A 16,219-nucleotide genomic window follows, 5' to 3' on the forward strand; every position below is an offset into this window, starting at 1 on the left:
AGCAGCTAATAGTGTTATGAGCAAGTAGCAAAGCGGATTGCGAATATCCGCTTGACATGAGAAGCTGTGATTGCTGCCTGTCACATAACATGAGTAGAAAATCCGGCATTTTGTAAACTGTTACAAATTTTAAAATATGAGTGTAAAAAATACTTGAAATGCAAGACAAAATAATATATAATATCGTCTGTAGTCGCTGCTATGGCTCAGGAGGTAGAGCGTCGCCTTGGTAAGGCGGAGGCCACGGGTTCAAATCCCGTTAGCAGCTTTAGAAACTCTTATGTTAGTACATAGGAGTTTTTTTACTTTATAGAATGGTTAGTTCTATAAAACAAAAAGTTCCGAATTGGCCGTTTGCTTATTGCATAATTATTATCACAGTATTTTTACCATTTTTGGCGATTATGCTTAATTATTCGGTAGTAAGATTGACAATTCTCGGCAAAATGGTACAATGAAAGTCGGGACATTATATCTTAAATAATAGGGGACAAAGAGATATAAAAAAATAAAAAGAAAGGGGAACCAGAATGAGTGAAGCAACATTTCGTGGGGGTGTTCATCCTTACGAGGGAAAGGAATTGTCCAAAGACCTGCCTATAAAGACTGTTATGCCTAAAGGTGATATGGTTTTTCCTATGTCACAGCATATCGGTGCACCGGCGACACCTGTTGTACAAAAGGGTGATAAAGTGCTTGTTGGACAAAAAATTGGTGAAGCTAGCGGATTTATCTCAGCAAATATCTGCAGCTCAGTTTCTGGAACTGTAAAGGCGGTTGAACCAAGGATGCTCTTAAATGGCTCTAAGGCAACTTGCGTGATTATTGAAAATGATGGAGAATACACCGGTATTGAAGGGCTTGGTGAGGACAGAGATTATACCAAACTGTCAAATGATGAGATTCGAAACATTGTAAAAGAAGCTGGTATTGTAGGTATGGGTGGTGCAGGTTTTCCAACAAATGTAAAACTTACACCAAAGGAGCCTGACAAGATTGATTATATTCTTGTAAACGGTGCTGAGTGTGAGCCGTATCTTACATCTGACTACAGACAGATGCTTGAATGTCCGGAGGAGATAATCGGAGGACTTAAAGTCATACTCAAACTTTTTGACAAAGCCGAGGGAGTTATTGGAATAGAGGATAATAAGCCTGATGCTATTGAGAAGATGAAAAAAGCAGCCCAGGGAGAAAGCCGTATCGAGGTTATGCCTTTAAAGACAAAGTATCCACAGGGTGGTGAGCGTACTCTTATCTCAGCCATCACGGGCAGAAAGATTTATTCAGCAAAACTTCCGGCTGATGCGGGATGTATCGTTGACAATATATCTACTGTTATAGCTATTTACAGAGCTGTTTGTAAGCAGACACCTCTTATCACAAGAGTCATGACACTTACAGGAGATGCGTTCAACACTCCTATCAATGTAAATGTACGCATAGGCTGCAATCATGCAGACCTCGTGGCAGAGGGTGAAGGATTTAAACAGGATCCTGCAAAGATTATCTCAGGTGGTCCTATGATGGGATTTGCCATGTTTGATCTCAATGTTCCTGTTACAAAGACATCTTCTTCTATTTTGGCACTTACAAGAGATGAAGTCGCAGAGAATGAGCCGACAGCTTGTATCAGATGTGGCCGCTGTGTTCAGGCCTGTCCTGGCAACCTTGTACCTCAGAAGATGGCACAGGCTGCTATGAACAATGACTATGATACATTTGTAAAACTTAACGGCATGGAGTGTTATGAGTGCGGAAGCTGTACTTATGTATGTCCGGCAAAACGTCCTCTTACACAGACATTTAAGCAGGCTCGTCAGTATGTGGCAGCTCAGAGAAGAAAGAAATAGGAGGGATAAAAGGTGAGTAATTTATTAAATATTTCATCATCACCACATGTTCGTGACAAATCTTCTACGAAAAGTATCATGTGGGATGTTTTTCTCGCACTTATGCCTGCTACTGCCGTTGGTATATTTAACTTCGGCTTAAAGGCAGCGATACTTATTGTAGCCTGCGTTGCTACAACTGTACTTACCGAGTACATCTGGCAGAAGGCTATGAAACTTCCGGTTACGGTAAGTGACGGAAGTGCAGCACTTACAGGACTGCTTTTGGCACTCAACCTGTCATCAACATTCCCTGTATGGATGGCTATCCTTGGAAGTGTATTTGCGATAATCATCGTAAAGCAGCTTTTCGGTGGACTTGGTCAGAACTTTATGAACCCGGCACTTGGAGCAAGATGTTTCCTTATGATTTCATTTGCCGGAAAGATGACTTCATTTACATATGATGGTGTTACGGGAGCTACACCACTTGCAATCATCAAAAATGGTGACAAGGCTACTGCAGTTGCTGACCTTCTTGCATCAGGTGACGGCAAGACACAGGTTGCAACAAGTGTTCTTAAGATGTTCCTTGGAACTATCGGAGGAACTATCGGTGAGACTTCAGCACTTGCACTTCTTATCGGTGCAGCTTATCTTCTTATAAAGAAAGTTATCACATGGAGAATTCCGGTATGCTATATCGGAACATTTGCGATATTTGCACTTATATTTGGCGGACGCGGATTTGACCTTACATATCTCGCTGCTGAAATCTGTGGCGGTGGTCTTATGCTCGGTGCATTTTTCATGGCAACAGACTATGTTACAAGTCCTATCACACCAAAGGGACAGATCGTGTTTGGTGTGCTTCTCGGTGTACTTACAGGTATATTCCGTATTTTCGGTGCATCAGCAGAGGGTGTTTCTTACGCCATCATTATCAGTAACCTGTTAGTTCCATTGATTGAAAAGGTAACTATTCCTGTTCCATTTGGAAAGGAGGGAATTAAAGATGGCAAATAATGAAAACAAATCAACACTTGTGCATGATGCCATTATGCTTTTTGTTATCACACTTATAGCAGGTGTTTTGCTCGGTGGAGTTTATACAATCACAAAAGATCCTATAGCAAAGGCAGACGAGAAAGCTACAAATGAAGCGTATGCTGCTGTTTATAAGGACGCAGAGTTTAAAGCAGATGATACCCTTACAAAGGCTGTAGAGTCATTCCAGAAAGATGTCGCAGCAGGAAAGATAGATGATGATACATTCTCATATACAAGTGAGGAGCTTATTGAAGCGAGAACAGCTTCTAAAGACGGCTCACAGGCAGGTTATGTTCTTAAAGTAAGCGGAAAAGGTTACGGCGGAGCAGTAACTGTCGCACTCGGTGTCACAAACGAGGGCGAGATTGTTGGTATTCAGATTCTTGATGCGAGCAATGAAACACCTGGTCTTGGTCAGAATTCGACTAAAGAGACTTGGAACAGCCAGTATGTAGGAATGAAATCAGATAAAACATTATCAGTTGTAAAGGATGGCAGCGGAAGTGCAGATAACGGTACGGTTAATGCTATTTCAGGTGCTACAATTACAAGTAAAGGTGTGACAAGAGCTGTTAATGTAGCTCTGAAATTTGTCGCAGCTCAGACTGGAAAGTAAGGGGGTAAAGACATGAGTTCTTGTACAGAGAGATTAAAAAACGGTATTATTACCGAAAATCCGACTTTTGTAATGATGCTTGGTATGTGTCCTACTCTTGCCGTTACATCTTCAGCCATAAACGGACTTGGCATGGGACTTACGACAACGGCAGTTCTTATACTTTCCAATGCGTTTATATCATTACTTAGAAAAGTTATTCCGGATAAGGTTCGTATTCCGGCATTCATCGTAATCGTTGCTTCGTTCGTAACGATAATACAGCTTTTATTACAGGCATATCTGCCATCACTCAACAGTGCGTTAGGTGTTTACATTCCGCTTATCGTTGTAAACTGTATTATTCTTGGTAGAGCAGAGGCTTATGCTTCTAAAAATCCTGTACTTCCATCAATATTTGACGGACTTGGTATGGGACTTGGTTTCACATTTGGTCTTACCTGTATCGGTATCTGCCGTGAGATTTTAGGAAGTGGTGCTATATTTAATCATCAGTTCATCCCTGAAGATTATCATATTACATTCTTCGTACTTGCACCGGGAGCATTCCTTGTTCTCTCATTCCTTACGGCATTGCAGAACAAACTTAAGATGCCTTCTGCAACAAATGTTGAGACAAATGATACAAATATCGCCTGTGGCGGTAATTGTGCAAGCTGTATAGGTTCAAGCTGTGCAGCAAACAAAGGTCTTGTTGAGGCTGAGAGAGTTGCGGCAAAGGCAGCAAAAGCTCAGGCAGCTAAGGAAGCAGCAGCAAAGGCTAAAGCAGCAAAAGAGGCGGCAGCAAAAGCAGCCGAAGCTCAGAAAAAGGAGGATTGATTTAAGTGAATTTATTTGTGATTATGATTTCATCAATGTTGGTAAGTAATGTTGTACTTAGTCAGTTCCTCGGTATCTGTCCTTTCCTCGGTGTATCAAAGAAAGTTGAAACGGCAGCAGGTATGGGTGCGGCAGTTACATTCGTTATCACGATAGCATCTGCCATTACTTATCCGATATATTATTTTATTCTTGTTCCTTTGGGACTTGCGTATCTGGAAACTATCGCATTTATCCTTATAATTGCGGCTCTTGTTCAGTTCGTTGAAATGGTATTAAAGAAGTTTATGCCACCTCTTTATGAGGCACTTGGTGTTTATCTTCCACTTATCACAACAAACTGTGCAGTTTTAGGTGTTGCTCTTAACAACATCACAAACGGCTGCAACTTTATAGAAAGTGTTGTTACAGGTCTGTTTACGGCACTTGGTTTCCTAGTATCTATTGTTATATTGGCTAGTATCCGTGAGAGAATCGAATTTAACGATATTCCTCATTCTTTCAAGGGAACACCAATCGTACTTGTAACAGCCAGCTTAATGGCAATAGCATTCTGCGGCTTTGCAGGTCTTGTATAGAAAGGGGGAGTATAAATGACAGGCGTAATAATGGCAGCAGTAGTTGTTGGTGTAATAGGTCTTCTTATAGGACTCCTTTTAGGATTTGCGGCAAAGGCATTCGCAGTTCCTGTTGATGAAAAAGAAATCGAAGTAAGAGAGTTTCTTCCGGGAAACAACTGTGGTGGCTGCGGATATGCAGGATGTGATGCTTTGGCGAAGGCCATAGCAGCAGGTGAAGCACCTGTAAATGCGTGTCCTGTAGGTGGTGCGGCAGTTGCCGAGAAGATAGGAAATGTCATGGGTGTCGCAGCAGGAGACAGCGTAAAGATGGTTGCATATGTCAAATGTTCAGGAACATGTGACAAGGCAGGCATCAAGGCAAACTATTATGGAATTTCAGATTGTAAGAGAGCAGCAGCAATACCGGGACGCGGAGATAAGGCTTGTTCATTCGGATGTATGGGATTTGGCTCATGCGTGGCAGCCTGCAAATTTGACGCGATTCATGTAGAACATGGTGTTGCAACAGTTGATAAAGAAAAATGTGTTGCGTGTGGCAAGTGTGCAGAGGAATGTCCGAACGGACTTATCGAGCTTGTACCATATGATGCAAAATGGGCGGTTGCCTGCTCAAATAAAGATAAGGGACCTAAGGTTATGGCAGTATGTGATACGGGATGTATCGGATGTGGTCTTTGCGAAAGGACTTGTAAGTTTGATGCCATTCATGTAGAGAACAATATTGCACATATCGACCAGAGCAAGTGTAAGGGATGTGGAGCTTGTGCAGCTAAATGTCCTAAGAAAGTTATACTTGCACACTAATATTGTTATGAGCAAGCAGAAGAGAGGATTGCGAACATTCGCTTGGCTTGCTGGTAATCGATTTTTAAAATATAGATATATTGTCGATTACTGTCTGATAAACGGCTTTTAGACAAAAAGATATAGGCATTTCGGTGTCTATATCTTTTTTTTTGCGGTTGAAAATGGTATAATAAAAAAGAATATTGTAAAAGATTTGTCTTTTTATAGAGATTTAATAAATATAAAGGATGGATTGAGGAGAGTTATGGATAATACACCGTTTTTTATAGAAAATGAAGAAGAAGTAAATAAAAAAATCTGTAAATGGATGGTTGAGGCTGTTGTAATTATTTGGTTTATGCTTTTTTTGAATTATATGGGGTTATTTGAAATTAGCAGAAATATGTGCATTATAGCATTTGTGGTGGGGACATTTTGCGGTCTGTCACCAAGTATCGTAATAAGATTGTCAAAATCGCAGAATTTTGTCAAACATTATAATCTTACATGTATCGTTATATGTGTGTCAGTATTTATGGCACAGTATCGTATAGGCATTTATGCGTCAATGCTGCTTGCTGTCATAGTGAGCTGCCTTTATTTTGATGAACATCTTACTATCAAGACAATGCTGCTTACATATGTATGTTTTGCGATAGCTTATATATTCAGGTCTATTGAACTGTTAGAGAATGTATATAAAGGGGAAACATTTGTGCAGGTGTATGTTCCGCTTGTCGCAGGAATCACGCTTGAGTTTCTTATAATATTTCCTGTTTTGCGTTATATGGCTAAGAGGTTCAGGACATATATAGAAAAGCAGAGGGAACTTATAGATGAACTTATAAGAAAAGATACTCATATGAATATAGCGATGAAAAACTCAAATGATATCATATTTGAGTATTATATGTTTAATGATGAGTACCATGCAAATGCTTCTATAACAGGAAAAAGGCAGGAAGTTGTTATAAAAAATGCGATTGATTTTGTTTCAGAGTGTAAGTGGTTTGACAGTGAAAACAGGCAGAGAGTAATGGAAATGGTTCTTGGAACAAAGAAAGAACAGTCAGATATTTTCAGGGCAGAGTTTGATGAAGATGGAAAAAAGGTTGAGAAGTGGTTTAGATATGAGGGGAATGCAATATATGATGATTATGGTAAACTGGAACTTATAGTAGGAAGATTATGCGATATTACAAGTGAGAAAGAGAGGGAGGAAAGAGCGAGAATAGCAAGTCAGAGGGATCCGCTTACAGGACTGTATTCGTTTGAACGTGTGAGACAGATAGCGGTGGAGCTGGAAGAGGAAAAACCGGATAAGATACATGAGGTTATGATAATCAATATAAAGAACATGAACGATATCGTTGAATGTTATGGAGATATCTATGCTGACAATCTCATTGTAATGATCGCCGGTGAACTTAGAAAATTCGGATGTGAGAAAAAGGTCTATGTGGCAAAACTTCCGGGGGCGGCATTTATGTTCTTTATACATAATTGTGATGAGGTAAATGTGAGAAAGCTCCGCAGAGAGATAAGCAGGGTTTTATCTAATATATATGTTGGTGAAAAGGAAATAAACAGAATTAAATATTACTTTGGATATAATACGGGTAAGGCGTGGTTTGAAAAATTATTTGAGGTGGCACTTAAATATGCCAAGGCAAACAGGAATAATAATGATGGAGCAGATGAACAGTCAGGGGATGATGAGCATAGGGAGATAGATAAATATCTTGAGGACAATAATACAGATAATGAGATTCCATTGGATGAAAGTAAATCTAAGGAAGATGAAAAACTTATAAAAGACATAGAAAAGCTGTTTGTGGAGTCGAAAGATCTTAGAAGTTCGCTTCAGATAGCTCTTGCGAGAGCAGGGCTGTTTTATCATTTGAACAGGGTAAGTGTGTATGAATTTGATGATGAGCAGAAGAATGCGAATATTACATATCAATGGTCATCAGATAAAAAGTATGTAAATAAAGAACTTGCCGTAAATAATCATATAGACAGAAAGATACTCGACGAGATAAAGAAGAGCAGGCGTGTTATATTTGATCTCTCAGATGAGGAGATAAAAAAATATTGTGAAGTAAGAGGGTTAAGCACATATAAAAATATGTTGGAAAATGCTATTATAAGTATTATCATTGCTGAGGGTATGATAAAGGGTGGCGTTGTTTTTGAGAAGGAAAAAGAACATTTCAAAAAGAGTGAAAAAAGGTACCTTCAAAGATATTCAAATATCCTTGGCGGTTATGTTATAAAACTTCATTCTGACATTGCAAACAAAGCAAAGACAGCATTTCTTTCAAATATGTCACATGAGATAAGAACACCTATGAATGCTATTGTAGGTATGACAGATATAGCAAAAGCAAATATAGATGACAGCAGCAAGGTGGAGGAGTGTCTTAATAAGATTGAGACATCATCACATCATCTGCTTACACTTATAAATGATATACTTGATCTTTCTAAAATTGAGAGTGGGCGTATGACGCTTGCAAATAAGACTATGAGTCTTGATAAGATTGCGGATAAGATAGAGATGCTTATGAAGCCACAGACAGATGCAAAAAATATCACATTTGAACTGTACAGGGAATATGAAAAGCCGCTTGTTGTAGGTGACGAGTTAAGACTTAGTCAGGTTCTTTTAAATATTGCAGGAAACGCATTGAAATTTACACCTGAAAATGGAAAGATAACGGTAAGAATCAATGAAATCTATACGGATAATAAAGCTGCCAGAATCAGGTTTAATATAAAAGATACTGGTATAGGAATAAGTAAGGCGGATCAGCAGAAAATATTTATTGCGTTTGAACAGGTTGGTCAGAATGCATCATCAAAATATGGTGGTACAGGTCTTGGACTTGCGATAAGCAACAATTTTGTGCATCTTATGGGAGGCAAACTTGAAGTTCAGAGTGAACCAGGCAAAGGTTCTGAATTTTGTTTTGAGATAAGTCTGCCTTATCCAAGCAGGGAGGAATGTGATAAATATACTGCTGAAAAAAATGATGATATCCCTGAGATATCAAAACTTCAGGGTATTAAGATACTTTTGGCGGAGGATAATGAGCTTAATGCAGAAATCGCAAAAACAATTCTTGAGATGCATGGTGCAAGTGTAGTTGTAAGAGAAAACGGCTTAAAGGCTGTTGAGGAGTTTGAAAACAGTGAACAGGGAGAGTATAATTTTATCATACTTGATATAAACATGCCTGTTATGAATGGTCATGAGGCAGCTAGGAGGATAAGAGCACTTGAAAGAGATGATGCAAAGAAGCTGCCTATCGTTGCGATGAGTGCAAATGCATTTACGGAGGATGTAGAGGAATCTTTAAGGGCCGGTATGAATGCACATATTTCAAAACCTATTAAGGTAGATGAAATGTTGAAAGAGATATCAAAATTATTATAAATACAGATTTTATGGAGGAAAACATATGTGGATCGCAGACAATTGGAAAGATTATGAAGTAATAGATACATCAGGTGGAGAGAAACTTGAGAGATGGGGAGATTATATACTGGTAAGGCCTGATCCTCAGGTTATCTGGGATACACCTAAGAAGGCAAAAGGCTGGAAAAAAATGAACGGACATTATCACAGGAGTAATAAAGGCGGTGGTGAATGGGAATTTTTTGACCTTCCCAATACATGGCAGATAAAGTATGAAAGACTTGTATTTAATCTTCAGCCATTTAAATTCAAGCATACAGGACTTTTCCCAGAGCAGGCGGTAAACTGGGACTGGTTTGGAGAGAAGATAAGAAATGCGAAAAGACCTGTAAAGGTTTTAAATCTTTTTGCATATACAGGAGGTGCGACACTTGCGGCAGCAGCGTCGGGAGCAAGCGTCACACATGTAGATGCATCAAAAGGAATGGTGACATGGGCGAAGGAAAATGCGGCGGCATCAGGACTTTCAGATGCACCTATCCGCTGGCTTGTTGATGACTGTGTGAAATTTGTTGAAAGAGAGATAAGACGTGGTAATAAATACGACGGAATCATAATGGATCCGCCTTCATACGGAAGAGGACCGAAAGGCGAGATATGGAAGATAGAGGAAAAGATACATCCGTTTATTCAGCTTTGTACACAGATATTGTCAGATGATCCACTTTTCTTTTTGATAAATTCCTATACAACGGGATTACAGCCGGCAGTTCTTTCTTATATGTTAAATACAGAGCTTGTTAAGAGGATAGGCGGAAAAGTTGATGCACAGGAAATAGGGCTTCCGGTATCATCAAACGGACTTGTTCTTCCTTGCGGAGCATCAGGCCGGTGGGAGAAATAGTAATAGTTTGACGGTAAATATCTGTTGATGATATACTTATATTTATATGGGCAGAGATAAGATAAGCCCTGCTGAGGCATTATGAAGGTAGTATGCGTTAAGTGTTGCGCAGGAATGGAGAATAGTATATAGAATGAAACATAGGTTAAGGCTTAAAGGGAATCTCAAGACATATCTGAGATGGCCTCTGGTTTTTGGATTGTTATTTATTCTGATGACGATACAGCTTTTTTCGGTATCGGTAAAAGCCGGTGTCATGGGGTTATTTTATACAGCTTTTTATCTGGTGATAGCTTTTATTATCGGTTTTTCAGGAAGAAGAAAAATAAAAAAGGATCTGATAGAATTTGCTGCAAACTATGGCGAAATGCAGATGCGTATGATGAAAACTCTTACTGTTCCTTTTGCTGTTCTGAGCGAGGACGGTCACATGTTGTGGGGCAATGATGAATTTGTTTCAGTAATAGTCAATAAGAAGGCGGCAAGAAGAAATATTGCAAATATATTTGAAGAGATTACATTGGAAAGCCTTCCGGATTCAGATGAGGTTAAAGTCATACATGTAAAGTCAGAGGATAAATATTATCGTGTTGTTATGAAGCTCGTTGTGTCAGAAAATGCAAATGATGATGATACCATAAAAACTGACATAAGTCAGCTTATGGACAACAGCAGGCTTATTTCTGTCTTTTTGTATGATGAGACTGATATCATGGAACTTGAGCAGAAAAGAGAGGCCGAAAATCTTGTTGTCGGTCTTTTGTATATTGACAATTATGATGAGCTTATTGACAATATTGATGAGATAAGACAGTCACTTATCATGGCACTGATAGACAGAAAGATAAACAAATATATGCAGGGGATAGATGCTATATCTAAAAAGCTGGAAAAAGATAAATTTCTGTTTTTGTTTAAACAGAGTTATCTTGCGGAAATCTGTTCAAATCGTTTTTGTATTTTAGAAGAGATAAGGAGCATAAATCTCGGAAACGAGTCGAGTGCCACTATAAGTATCGGTATCGGTGTGGGAAAAGACACATTTGTTGAAAGATATGACCTTGCTCGTGCGGCTATTGACCTTGCACTTGGAAGAGGCGGTGACCAGGCGGTAGTCAAGTCGGCAGACCAGGAAAAATTTTATGGTGGAAAGAGCGTTCAGATAGAGAGGAACACGAGAGTAAAGGCAAGGGTAAAAGCACATGCTTTAAAGGAACTTATAGAGGGCAAGGAAAGAGTTGTCGTAATGGGACATTCGATAGGCGATGTTGATTCCTTTGGTGCTTCAGTAGGTATATACCGTATTGCAAAGACACTTAACAGAAAGGCAAATGTTGTATTAAATGAGGTAAGCCAGTCTGTTAAACCTATAAGAGACAGATTTTATACAAAGGAATATGAGGACGATATGATCATAACAGGTGATGAGGCAAAAGAGCTTGTAGATGAAAATACCCTGCTTGTGATCGTTGATGTAAACAGAGCAAGTTATACGGAGTGCCCTGAACTTATCGAGCAGGCTCAGTCCGTTGTTGTTATAGATCATCACAGACAGGCGGGAGATGCCATTGACAAGGCTTTACTGTTTTACATTGAACCGTATGCGTCATCGGCAAGTGAGATGGTTGCTGAGATATCACAGTATATAGGCAATGGTCTTAAACTCAAGTCGGCGGAGGCAGAGGCAATGTATGCGGGTATTATGATAGACACCAATTATTTTTCAAATAAGACAGGTGTCAGAACATTTGAGGCAATGGCGTATCTTAGAAGAAATGGTGCAGATGCAGTCCGCATAAGAAAGGCATTCAGAGAGGATATTAACGAGTACAAGATAAGGGCGGCAGCTATTCAGGATACAGAGCTTTATGAAGGTGGTTTTGCGATAGCTGAGAATAAGAGCGAAGGTATCGAGTCTCCTACTGTGTTTGGTTCTAAAATTGCAAATTCACTTCTTGACATAAACGGAGTTAAGGCATCATTCGTACTTACAAAGTACAGGGGCAAAATCTATATAAGTGCCCGTTCGATTGATGAGGTAAATGTTCAGGTCATGATGGAGAAGTTTGGCGGTGGAGGTCATATAAATATGGCGGCTGCACAGCTTGAAAATGTTGATGTGGAAACCGCAAAAAATATGCTAAAACAGGAAATAGATAAGATGATTGAGGAAGGAGAAATATAGAAATGCAGGTAATATTATTGGAAGATGTGAAATCTCTTGGAAAAAAAGGTGAGATAGTAAAGGTAAATGACGGTTATGCAAGAAACTTTATCTTAAAGAAGAAGCTCGGTGTTGAGGCAACATCAAATAATCTTAATGAGCTTAAACTTCAGAAGAAAAACGAGGAGAAGGTAGCAAAAGAAAAACTTGAGGCTGCAAAGGCATTTGCAAAAGAACTTGAGGAAAAGCAGGTAACGGTTTCGATAAAGACAGGTTCGGGCGGAAGAAGTTTTGGCTCTGTTTCAACAAAGGAAATTGCGGCAGCGGCAAAAAGCCAGCTTGGATATGAGCTTGATAAGAAGAAAATGGAACTTGATGTGCCTATAAAGAGTCCCGGAACATTTAATGTCAAGATAAAACTTCATAAGGAAGTGACAGCAGAACTCAGAGTTGTCGTAAAACAGGCTTAAAAGTATATTTATATGAGGTAAAACAGTGGAAGAAGAAGTGATAAAAAGACTTCCACCTCACAATGTGGAAGCGGAGAGAGCCGTTATCGGAGCTATGATGTTAAATTCGGATGCAATAATGATATGTTCCGAGATACTTACATCAGTAGAATTCTATCAACAGCAGTATGGGATAATTTTTGATGCTCTTGTAGAAATGTACAGGGACGGAGTTGGAGCAGACCTTGTTACGATTCAGAATAAACTTCGTGAAAAAGAGGTTACTCCTGAACTTTACAGTGTGGAGTATCTTGGGGAACTTCTAGCGGGCGTTCCTACATCAGCAAATGTGAAATTTTATGCTGATATCGTGCATGAAAAGGCAGTTTTAAGAAGGCTTATAAAAGTTACCGAGCAGGTAACAAAAGAGTGTTACATGGATGCACAGCCGTTGGAGGATATTCTCGAAGATACGGAAAAGAGTGTCTTTGATGTAATACAGCAGCGTGGCGGAAGTGAGTTTGAGCCTATAAGGGATGTTGTGCTAAGGACACTTGACAGCATAGAGAAGGCTGCCAAGCAGAAGGGTAACATAACAGGTCTTGAAACAGGATTCAGGGATTTAGATGCAAAGACCGCAGGATTACAGAAGTCAGACCTTATACTTATAGCGGCAAGACCTGCTATGGGTAAAACGGCGTTTGTCTTAAATATTGCCGAGTATGTAGCACTTCACAGCAAAAGCACGATAGCTCTTTTCAGTCTTGAGATGAGCAAGGAGCAGCTTATAAAGCGTATGCTTGCCATGAATTCAATGGTTGATTCACAGAAGATACGAACAGGTGACCTTGAGGATGAAGACTGGGATAAACTTGTAGGAAGTGTGCGAAAGATAGGTAACTCAAATCTTGTGATAGATGATACATCAGGAATCACTGCATCAGAGCTTCGCTTAAAATGTCGTAAGCTAAAGATAGAGCAGGGACTTGACCTTGTAATAATAGATTACCTTCAGCTTATGACAGGTGCAGGAAAGAGAAAAAGTGACAGCAGACAGCAGGAAATATCTGATATCTCGCGTTCGCTTAAAGTTATGGCGAGAGAACTCAATGTTCCGGTCATAGCTTTATCACAGCTTTCACGAGCCGTCGAGTCAAGACCTGACAAACGACCTATGCTGTCAGACCTTCGAGAATCCGGAGCGATAGAGCAGGATGCGGATATCGTCATGTTTATATACAGAGATGAATATTACAATCCTGATTCAGAAAAGAAGGGCGTAGCGGAGGTTATTGTGGCAAAGCAGAGGAGTGGTCCGACAGGACCGGTGGAGCTTGCGTGGTTGTCGCAGTATACTAAGTTTGGAAATTTGGAGTATCAGAGGTAGATTTTTGGGATGGTGTTTTGGGGGGACGGACGCTCTGAATGAGGAGTATTATTCCGCCTCATGGACGCTTTCGCTCGGAGAACTGCGTAGCGGTACATAAGCGGGCATAATACGCCCGCTAAGTACCGATGCAGTTCTAACGCCATTCGGTCAGAATAATACTCCTCATTCAGAGCTGTGTTGCGATGGAGTGTGGGTGTTGTGTGGTTGTGATTTTATGGTTTTATAAAATGTTAGCCGGAAAAACCACTATCTTTAGGTGATGGGTAGTTCACTTTTAGGTGATAAAGCTATTGTGAATGACTATGGTTTATGTGGAGGGGGAAGTTTTGGTGGGTAGGGTGGACAACAGGAGACCTTATGTTTCGGTATATGGGAGGGGCATCTGTATTATGAGATATATGTGGTTAATGGTATTGTTAAATACTGTATGCTAAATTAAGACTTAATATACAGATGGTTAAGTTAAAATTCTAGGAATTTTAATATATAATAAATTAAATAATTAAACTTGAAATGACTGTGGATTACTTATATTATATAGATAAGTGTGGTAATGGAGATGTTTTACTACATATAACATAATAATATATTTTCGATGGCTGTCAGGTTTTGGAATGTTCAGACAGTGGTGGAAAATTCACAGGTGTTTAGACAAAGGAATGGAGGATTACGATAATGGGAACACAGGTAAAATTTGATTACTCATTAACAAATGGTATTGTGTCAGAGGACGAAATCAAGTCTATGGCAAAGATTGCAAATGATGCAAAGGATGTGCTTGTAAGTAAGTCAGGTGCAGGTAATGATTTCCTCGGATGGATTGACCTTCCGGTTGATTATGACAAGGAGGAGTTTGCCCGTATTCAGAAGGCGGCAGAAAAGATTAAATCTGATTCAGAGGTACTTCTTGTGATTGGTATCGGTGGTTCATATCTTGGAGCAAGGGCAGCAATTGAGTTTTTAAGACATGGTTTCTACAACAGCGTATCTAAAGAGATTCGCAAAACACCTGAGATTTATTATTGTGGAAACAGCCTTAGTGGAACATATCTCTCACAGCTTATAGAAGTTATCGGAGACAGGGATTTCTCAGTAAATATTATCAGTAAATCAGGAACAACAACAGAGCCTGCTGTAGCTTTCAGAATATTCAAAGAGATGCTTGAGAAGAAGTACGGCAAAGAGGAAGCAGCTAAGAGAATCTATGCTACAACAGATAAGGCAAAGGGAGCACTCAAGAACCTTTCAACAGAAGAAGGTTATGAGACATTTGTTGTACCTGATGATGTAGGAGGCCGTTTCTCAGTACTTACAGCAGTAGGACTTCTTCCAATCGCAGTAAGCGGTGCAGATATCACAAAACTTATGGAAGGTGCTGCTTCTATGAGAGAGATCTGCTTAAACAAGGACTTTGATGAGAATGAGTCATTAAAATATGCAGCAATCAGAAATATTCTTCTCCGCAAAGGAAAGAGTGTTGAGATTCTTGGAAACTACGAGCCTGCATTCCATTATGTAGCAGAGTGGTGGAAACAGCTCTTTGGTGAGAGTGAAGGAAAAGACCAGAAGGGTATCTTCCCTGCATCAGTTGATCTTACAACAGACCTTCATTCAATGGGACAGTTTATCCAGGACGGAAGCCGTATCATGTTCGAGACTATCATGGAACTTGAGAAACCTTCATATGATATCACTATTCAGGAAGAGGCAGTTGACCTTGACGGACTTAACTATCTTGCAGGCAAGACACTTGACTTTATCAACAAGAGTGCTATGAAGGGAACACAGCTTGCACATACAGACGGAAATGTACCAAACCTTGTAGTAAAAGTACCTGAGCAGAACGAGTTCTATCTTGGACAGCTTTTCTACTTCTATGAGTTTGCATGTGGTGTCAGCGGATATATCCTTGGAGTAAACCCATTCAACCAGCCGGGTGTAGAAAGCTACAAGAAAAACATGTTCGCATTACTTGGAAAACCGGGATTTGAAGCTCAGAGAGAAGAACTTATGAAGAGACTTTAATACTATCAAGCAGCAGAGTGGATTGCGAATATCCGCTTGACTAAATAACATAGTAAGATAGATATAAGACAGGATATGATTTTTGTTTTGAGATAGAGATGTCTTGGAGCAGGAAGAGTATCCTGTTTTTTATGTTATAGGAAAATGCTCGTAACATAGTGGAAAACCAACGAGAATTGCGA

Annotated in this window: 12 protein-coding genes and 1 tRNA gene; all 13 read left to right on the top strand. The window is 39.7% G+C overall.

The window, feature by feature from the left end; all coding sequences use genetic code 11:
- The first annotated feature begins 195 nt into the window (after positions 1 to 195).
- Positions 196 to 268: transfer RNA gene (locus KQI69_RS07590), tRNA-Thr, on the top strand.
- Positions 269 to 530: 262 nt separating this feature from the next.
- Entirely contained in the window at positions 531 to 1,853 is a 1,323-nt protein-coding gene (gene rsxC / locus KQI69_RS07595; RefSeq protein WP_216564759.1) for an electron transport complex subunit RsxC, read from the top strand.
- A gap of 12 nt (positions 1,854 to 1,865) precedes the next feature.
- Complete coding sequence (locus tag KQI69_RS07600) at positions 1,866 to 2,858, top strand: RnfABCDGE type electron transport complex subunit D (RefSeq protein ID WP_216564760.1); 993 nt, start codon at positions 1,866 to 1,868, stop codon at positions 2,856 to 2,858.
- Positions 2,848 to 3,498, top strand: coding sequence for an RnfABCDGE type electron transport complex subunit G (locus tag KQI69_RS07605; RefSeq protein WP_216564761.1), 651 nt, complete (start codon positions 2,848 to 2,850; stop codon positions 3,496 to 3,498). The genes KQI69_RS07600 and KQI69_RS07605 overlap by 11 nt, the downstream gene beginning before the upstream one ends.
- A gap of 12 nt (positions 3,499 to 3,510) precedes the next feature.
- Complete coding sequence (gene rsxE, locus KQI69_RS07610; protein ID WP_216564762.1) at positions 3,511 to 4,317, top strand: electron transport complex subunit RsxE; 807 nt, start codon at positions 3,511 to 3,513, stop codon at positions 4,315 to 4,317.
- A 5-nt stretch (positions 4,318 to 4,322) separates the two neighbouring features.
- Complete coding sequence (gene rsxA, locus KQI69_RS07615; protein ID WP_022013603.1) at positions 4,323 to 4,895, top strand: electron transport complex subunit RsxA; 573 nt, start codon at positions 4,323 to 4,325, stop codon at positions 4,893 to 4,895.
- A 15-nt stretch (positions 4,896 to 4,910) separates the two neighbouring features.
- Positions 4,911 to 5,702 carry an RnfABCDGE type electron transport complex subunit B gene (locus tag KQI69_RS07620; RefSeq protein WP_253289056.1) on the top strand — a complete coding sequence of 264 codons (792 nt, stop codon included), beginning with the start codon at positions 4,911 to 4,913 and terminating at the stop codon, positions 5,700 to 5,702.
- Positions 5,703 to 5,949: 247 nt separating this feature from the next.
- The gene (locus tag KQI69_RS07625; RefSeq protein ID WP_216564764.1) at positions 5,950 to 9,123 is read left to right on the top strand and encodes an ATP-binding protein; all 3,174 of its coding nucleotides are present in this window, start codon (positions 5,950 to 5,952) and stop codon (positions 9,121 to 9,123) included.
- Positions 9,124 to 9,148: 25 nt separating this feature from the next.
- Positions 9,149 to 10,009: a class I SAM-dependent methyltransferase gene (locus KQI69_RS07630; protein WP_216564765.1), complete on the top strand. Its 861-nt coding sequence runs from the start codon at positions 9,149 to 9,151 to the stop codon at positions 10,007 to 10,009.
- Between the two features lie 133 nt (positions 10,010 to 10,142).
- Entirely contained in the window at positions 10,143 to 12,194 is a 2,052-nt protein-coding gene (locus tag KQI69_RS07635; protein WP_216564766.1) for a DHH family phosphoesterase, read from the top strand.
- A gap of 2 nt (positions 12,195 to 12,196) precedes the next feature.
- The gene (gene rplI / locus KQI69_RS07640) at positions 12,197 to 12,643 is read left to right on the top strand and encodes a 50S ribosomal protein L9 (protein WP_216564767.1); all 447 of its coding nucleotides are present in this window, start codon (positions 12,197 to 12,199) and stop codon (positions 12,641 to 12,643) included.
- Between the two features lie 25 nt (positions 12,644 to 12,668).
- Positions 12,669 to 14,009, top strand: coding sequence for a replicative DNA helicase (gene dnaB / locus KQI69_RS07645; RefSeq protein ID WP_216564768.1), 1,341 nt, complete (start codon positions 12,669 to 12,671; stop codon positions 14,007 to 14,009).
- A gap of 678 nt (positions 14,010 to 14,687) precedes the next feature.
- Positions 14,688 to 16,037, top strand: a complete 1,350-nt coding sequence (locus KQI69_RS07650) for a glucose-6-phosphate isomerase (protein ID WP_216564770.1) — start codon at positions 14,688 to 14,690, stop codon at positions 16,035 to 16,037.
- The last annotated feature ends 182 nt before the right edge of the window (positions 16,038 to 16,219 follow it).

This window comes from Eubacterium sp. MSJ-13, assembly GCF_018918235.1.
Taxonomy (GTDB): Bacteria; Bacillota; Clostridia; order Lachnospirales; family Lachnospiraceae; genus Butyribacter.

Excerpts from the sequence above, each read along its gene's own strand:
- rsxC (WP_216564759.1), top strand. The coding sequence starts at position 531 with ATGAGTGAAGCAACATTTCGTGGGGGTGTTCATCCTTACGAGGGAAAG.
- KQI69_RS07605 (WP_216564761.1), top strand. The coding sequence starts at position 2,848 with ATGGCAAATAATGAAAACAAATCAACACTTGTGCATGATGCCATTATG.
- rsxE (WP_216564762.1), top strand. The coding sequence starts at position 3,511 with ATGAGTTCTTGTACAGAGAGATTAAAAAACGGTATTATTACCGAAAAT.
- KQI69_RS07620 (WP_253289056.1), top strand. The coding sequence starts at position 4,911 with ATGACAGGCGTAATAATGGCAGCAGTAGTTGTTGGTGTAATAGGTCTT.
- KQI69_RS07625 (WP_216564764.1), top strand. The coding sequence starts at position 5,950 with ATGGATAATACACCGTTTTTTATAGAAAATGAAGAAGAAGTAAATAAA.
- KQI69_RS07630 (WP_216564765.1), top strand. The coding sequence starts at position 9,149 with ATGTGGATCGCAGACAATTGGAAAGATTATGAAGTAATAGATACATCA.
- KQI69_RS07635 (WP_216564766.1), top strand. The coding sequence starts at position 10,143 with ATGAAACATAGGTTAAGGCTTAAAGGGAATCTCAAGACATATCTGAGA.
- rplI (WP_216564767.1), top strand. The coding sequence starts at position 12,197 with ATGCAGGTAATATTATTGGAAGATGTGAAATCTCTTGGAAAAAAAGGT.
- KQI69_RS07650 (WP_216564770.1), top strand. The coding sequence starts at position 14,688 with ATGGGAACACAGGTAAAATTTGATTACTCATTAACAAATGGTATTGTG.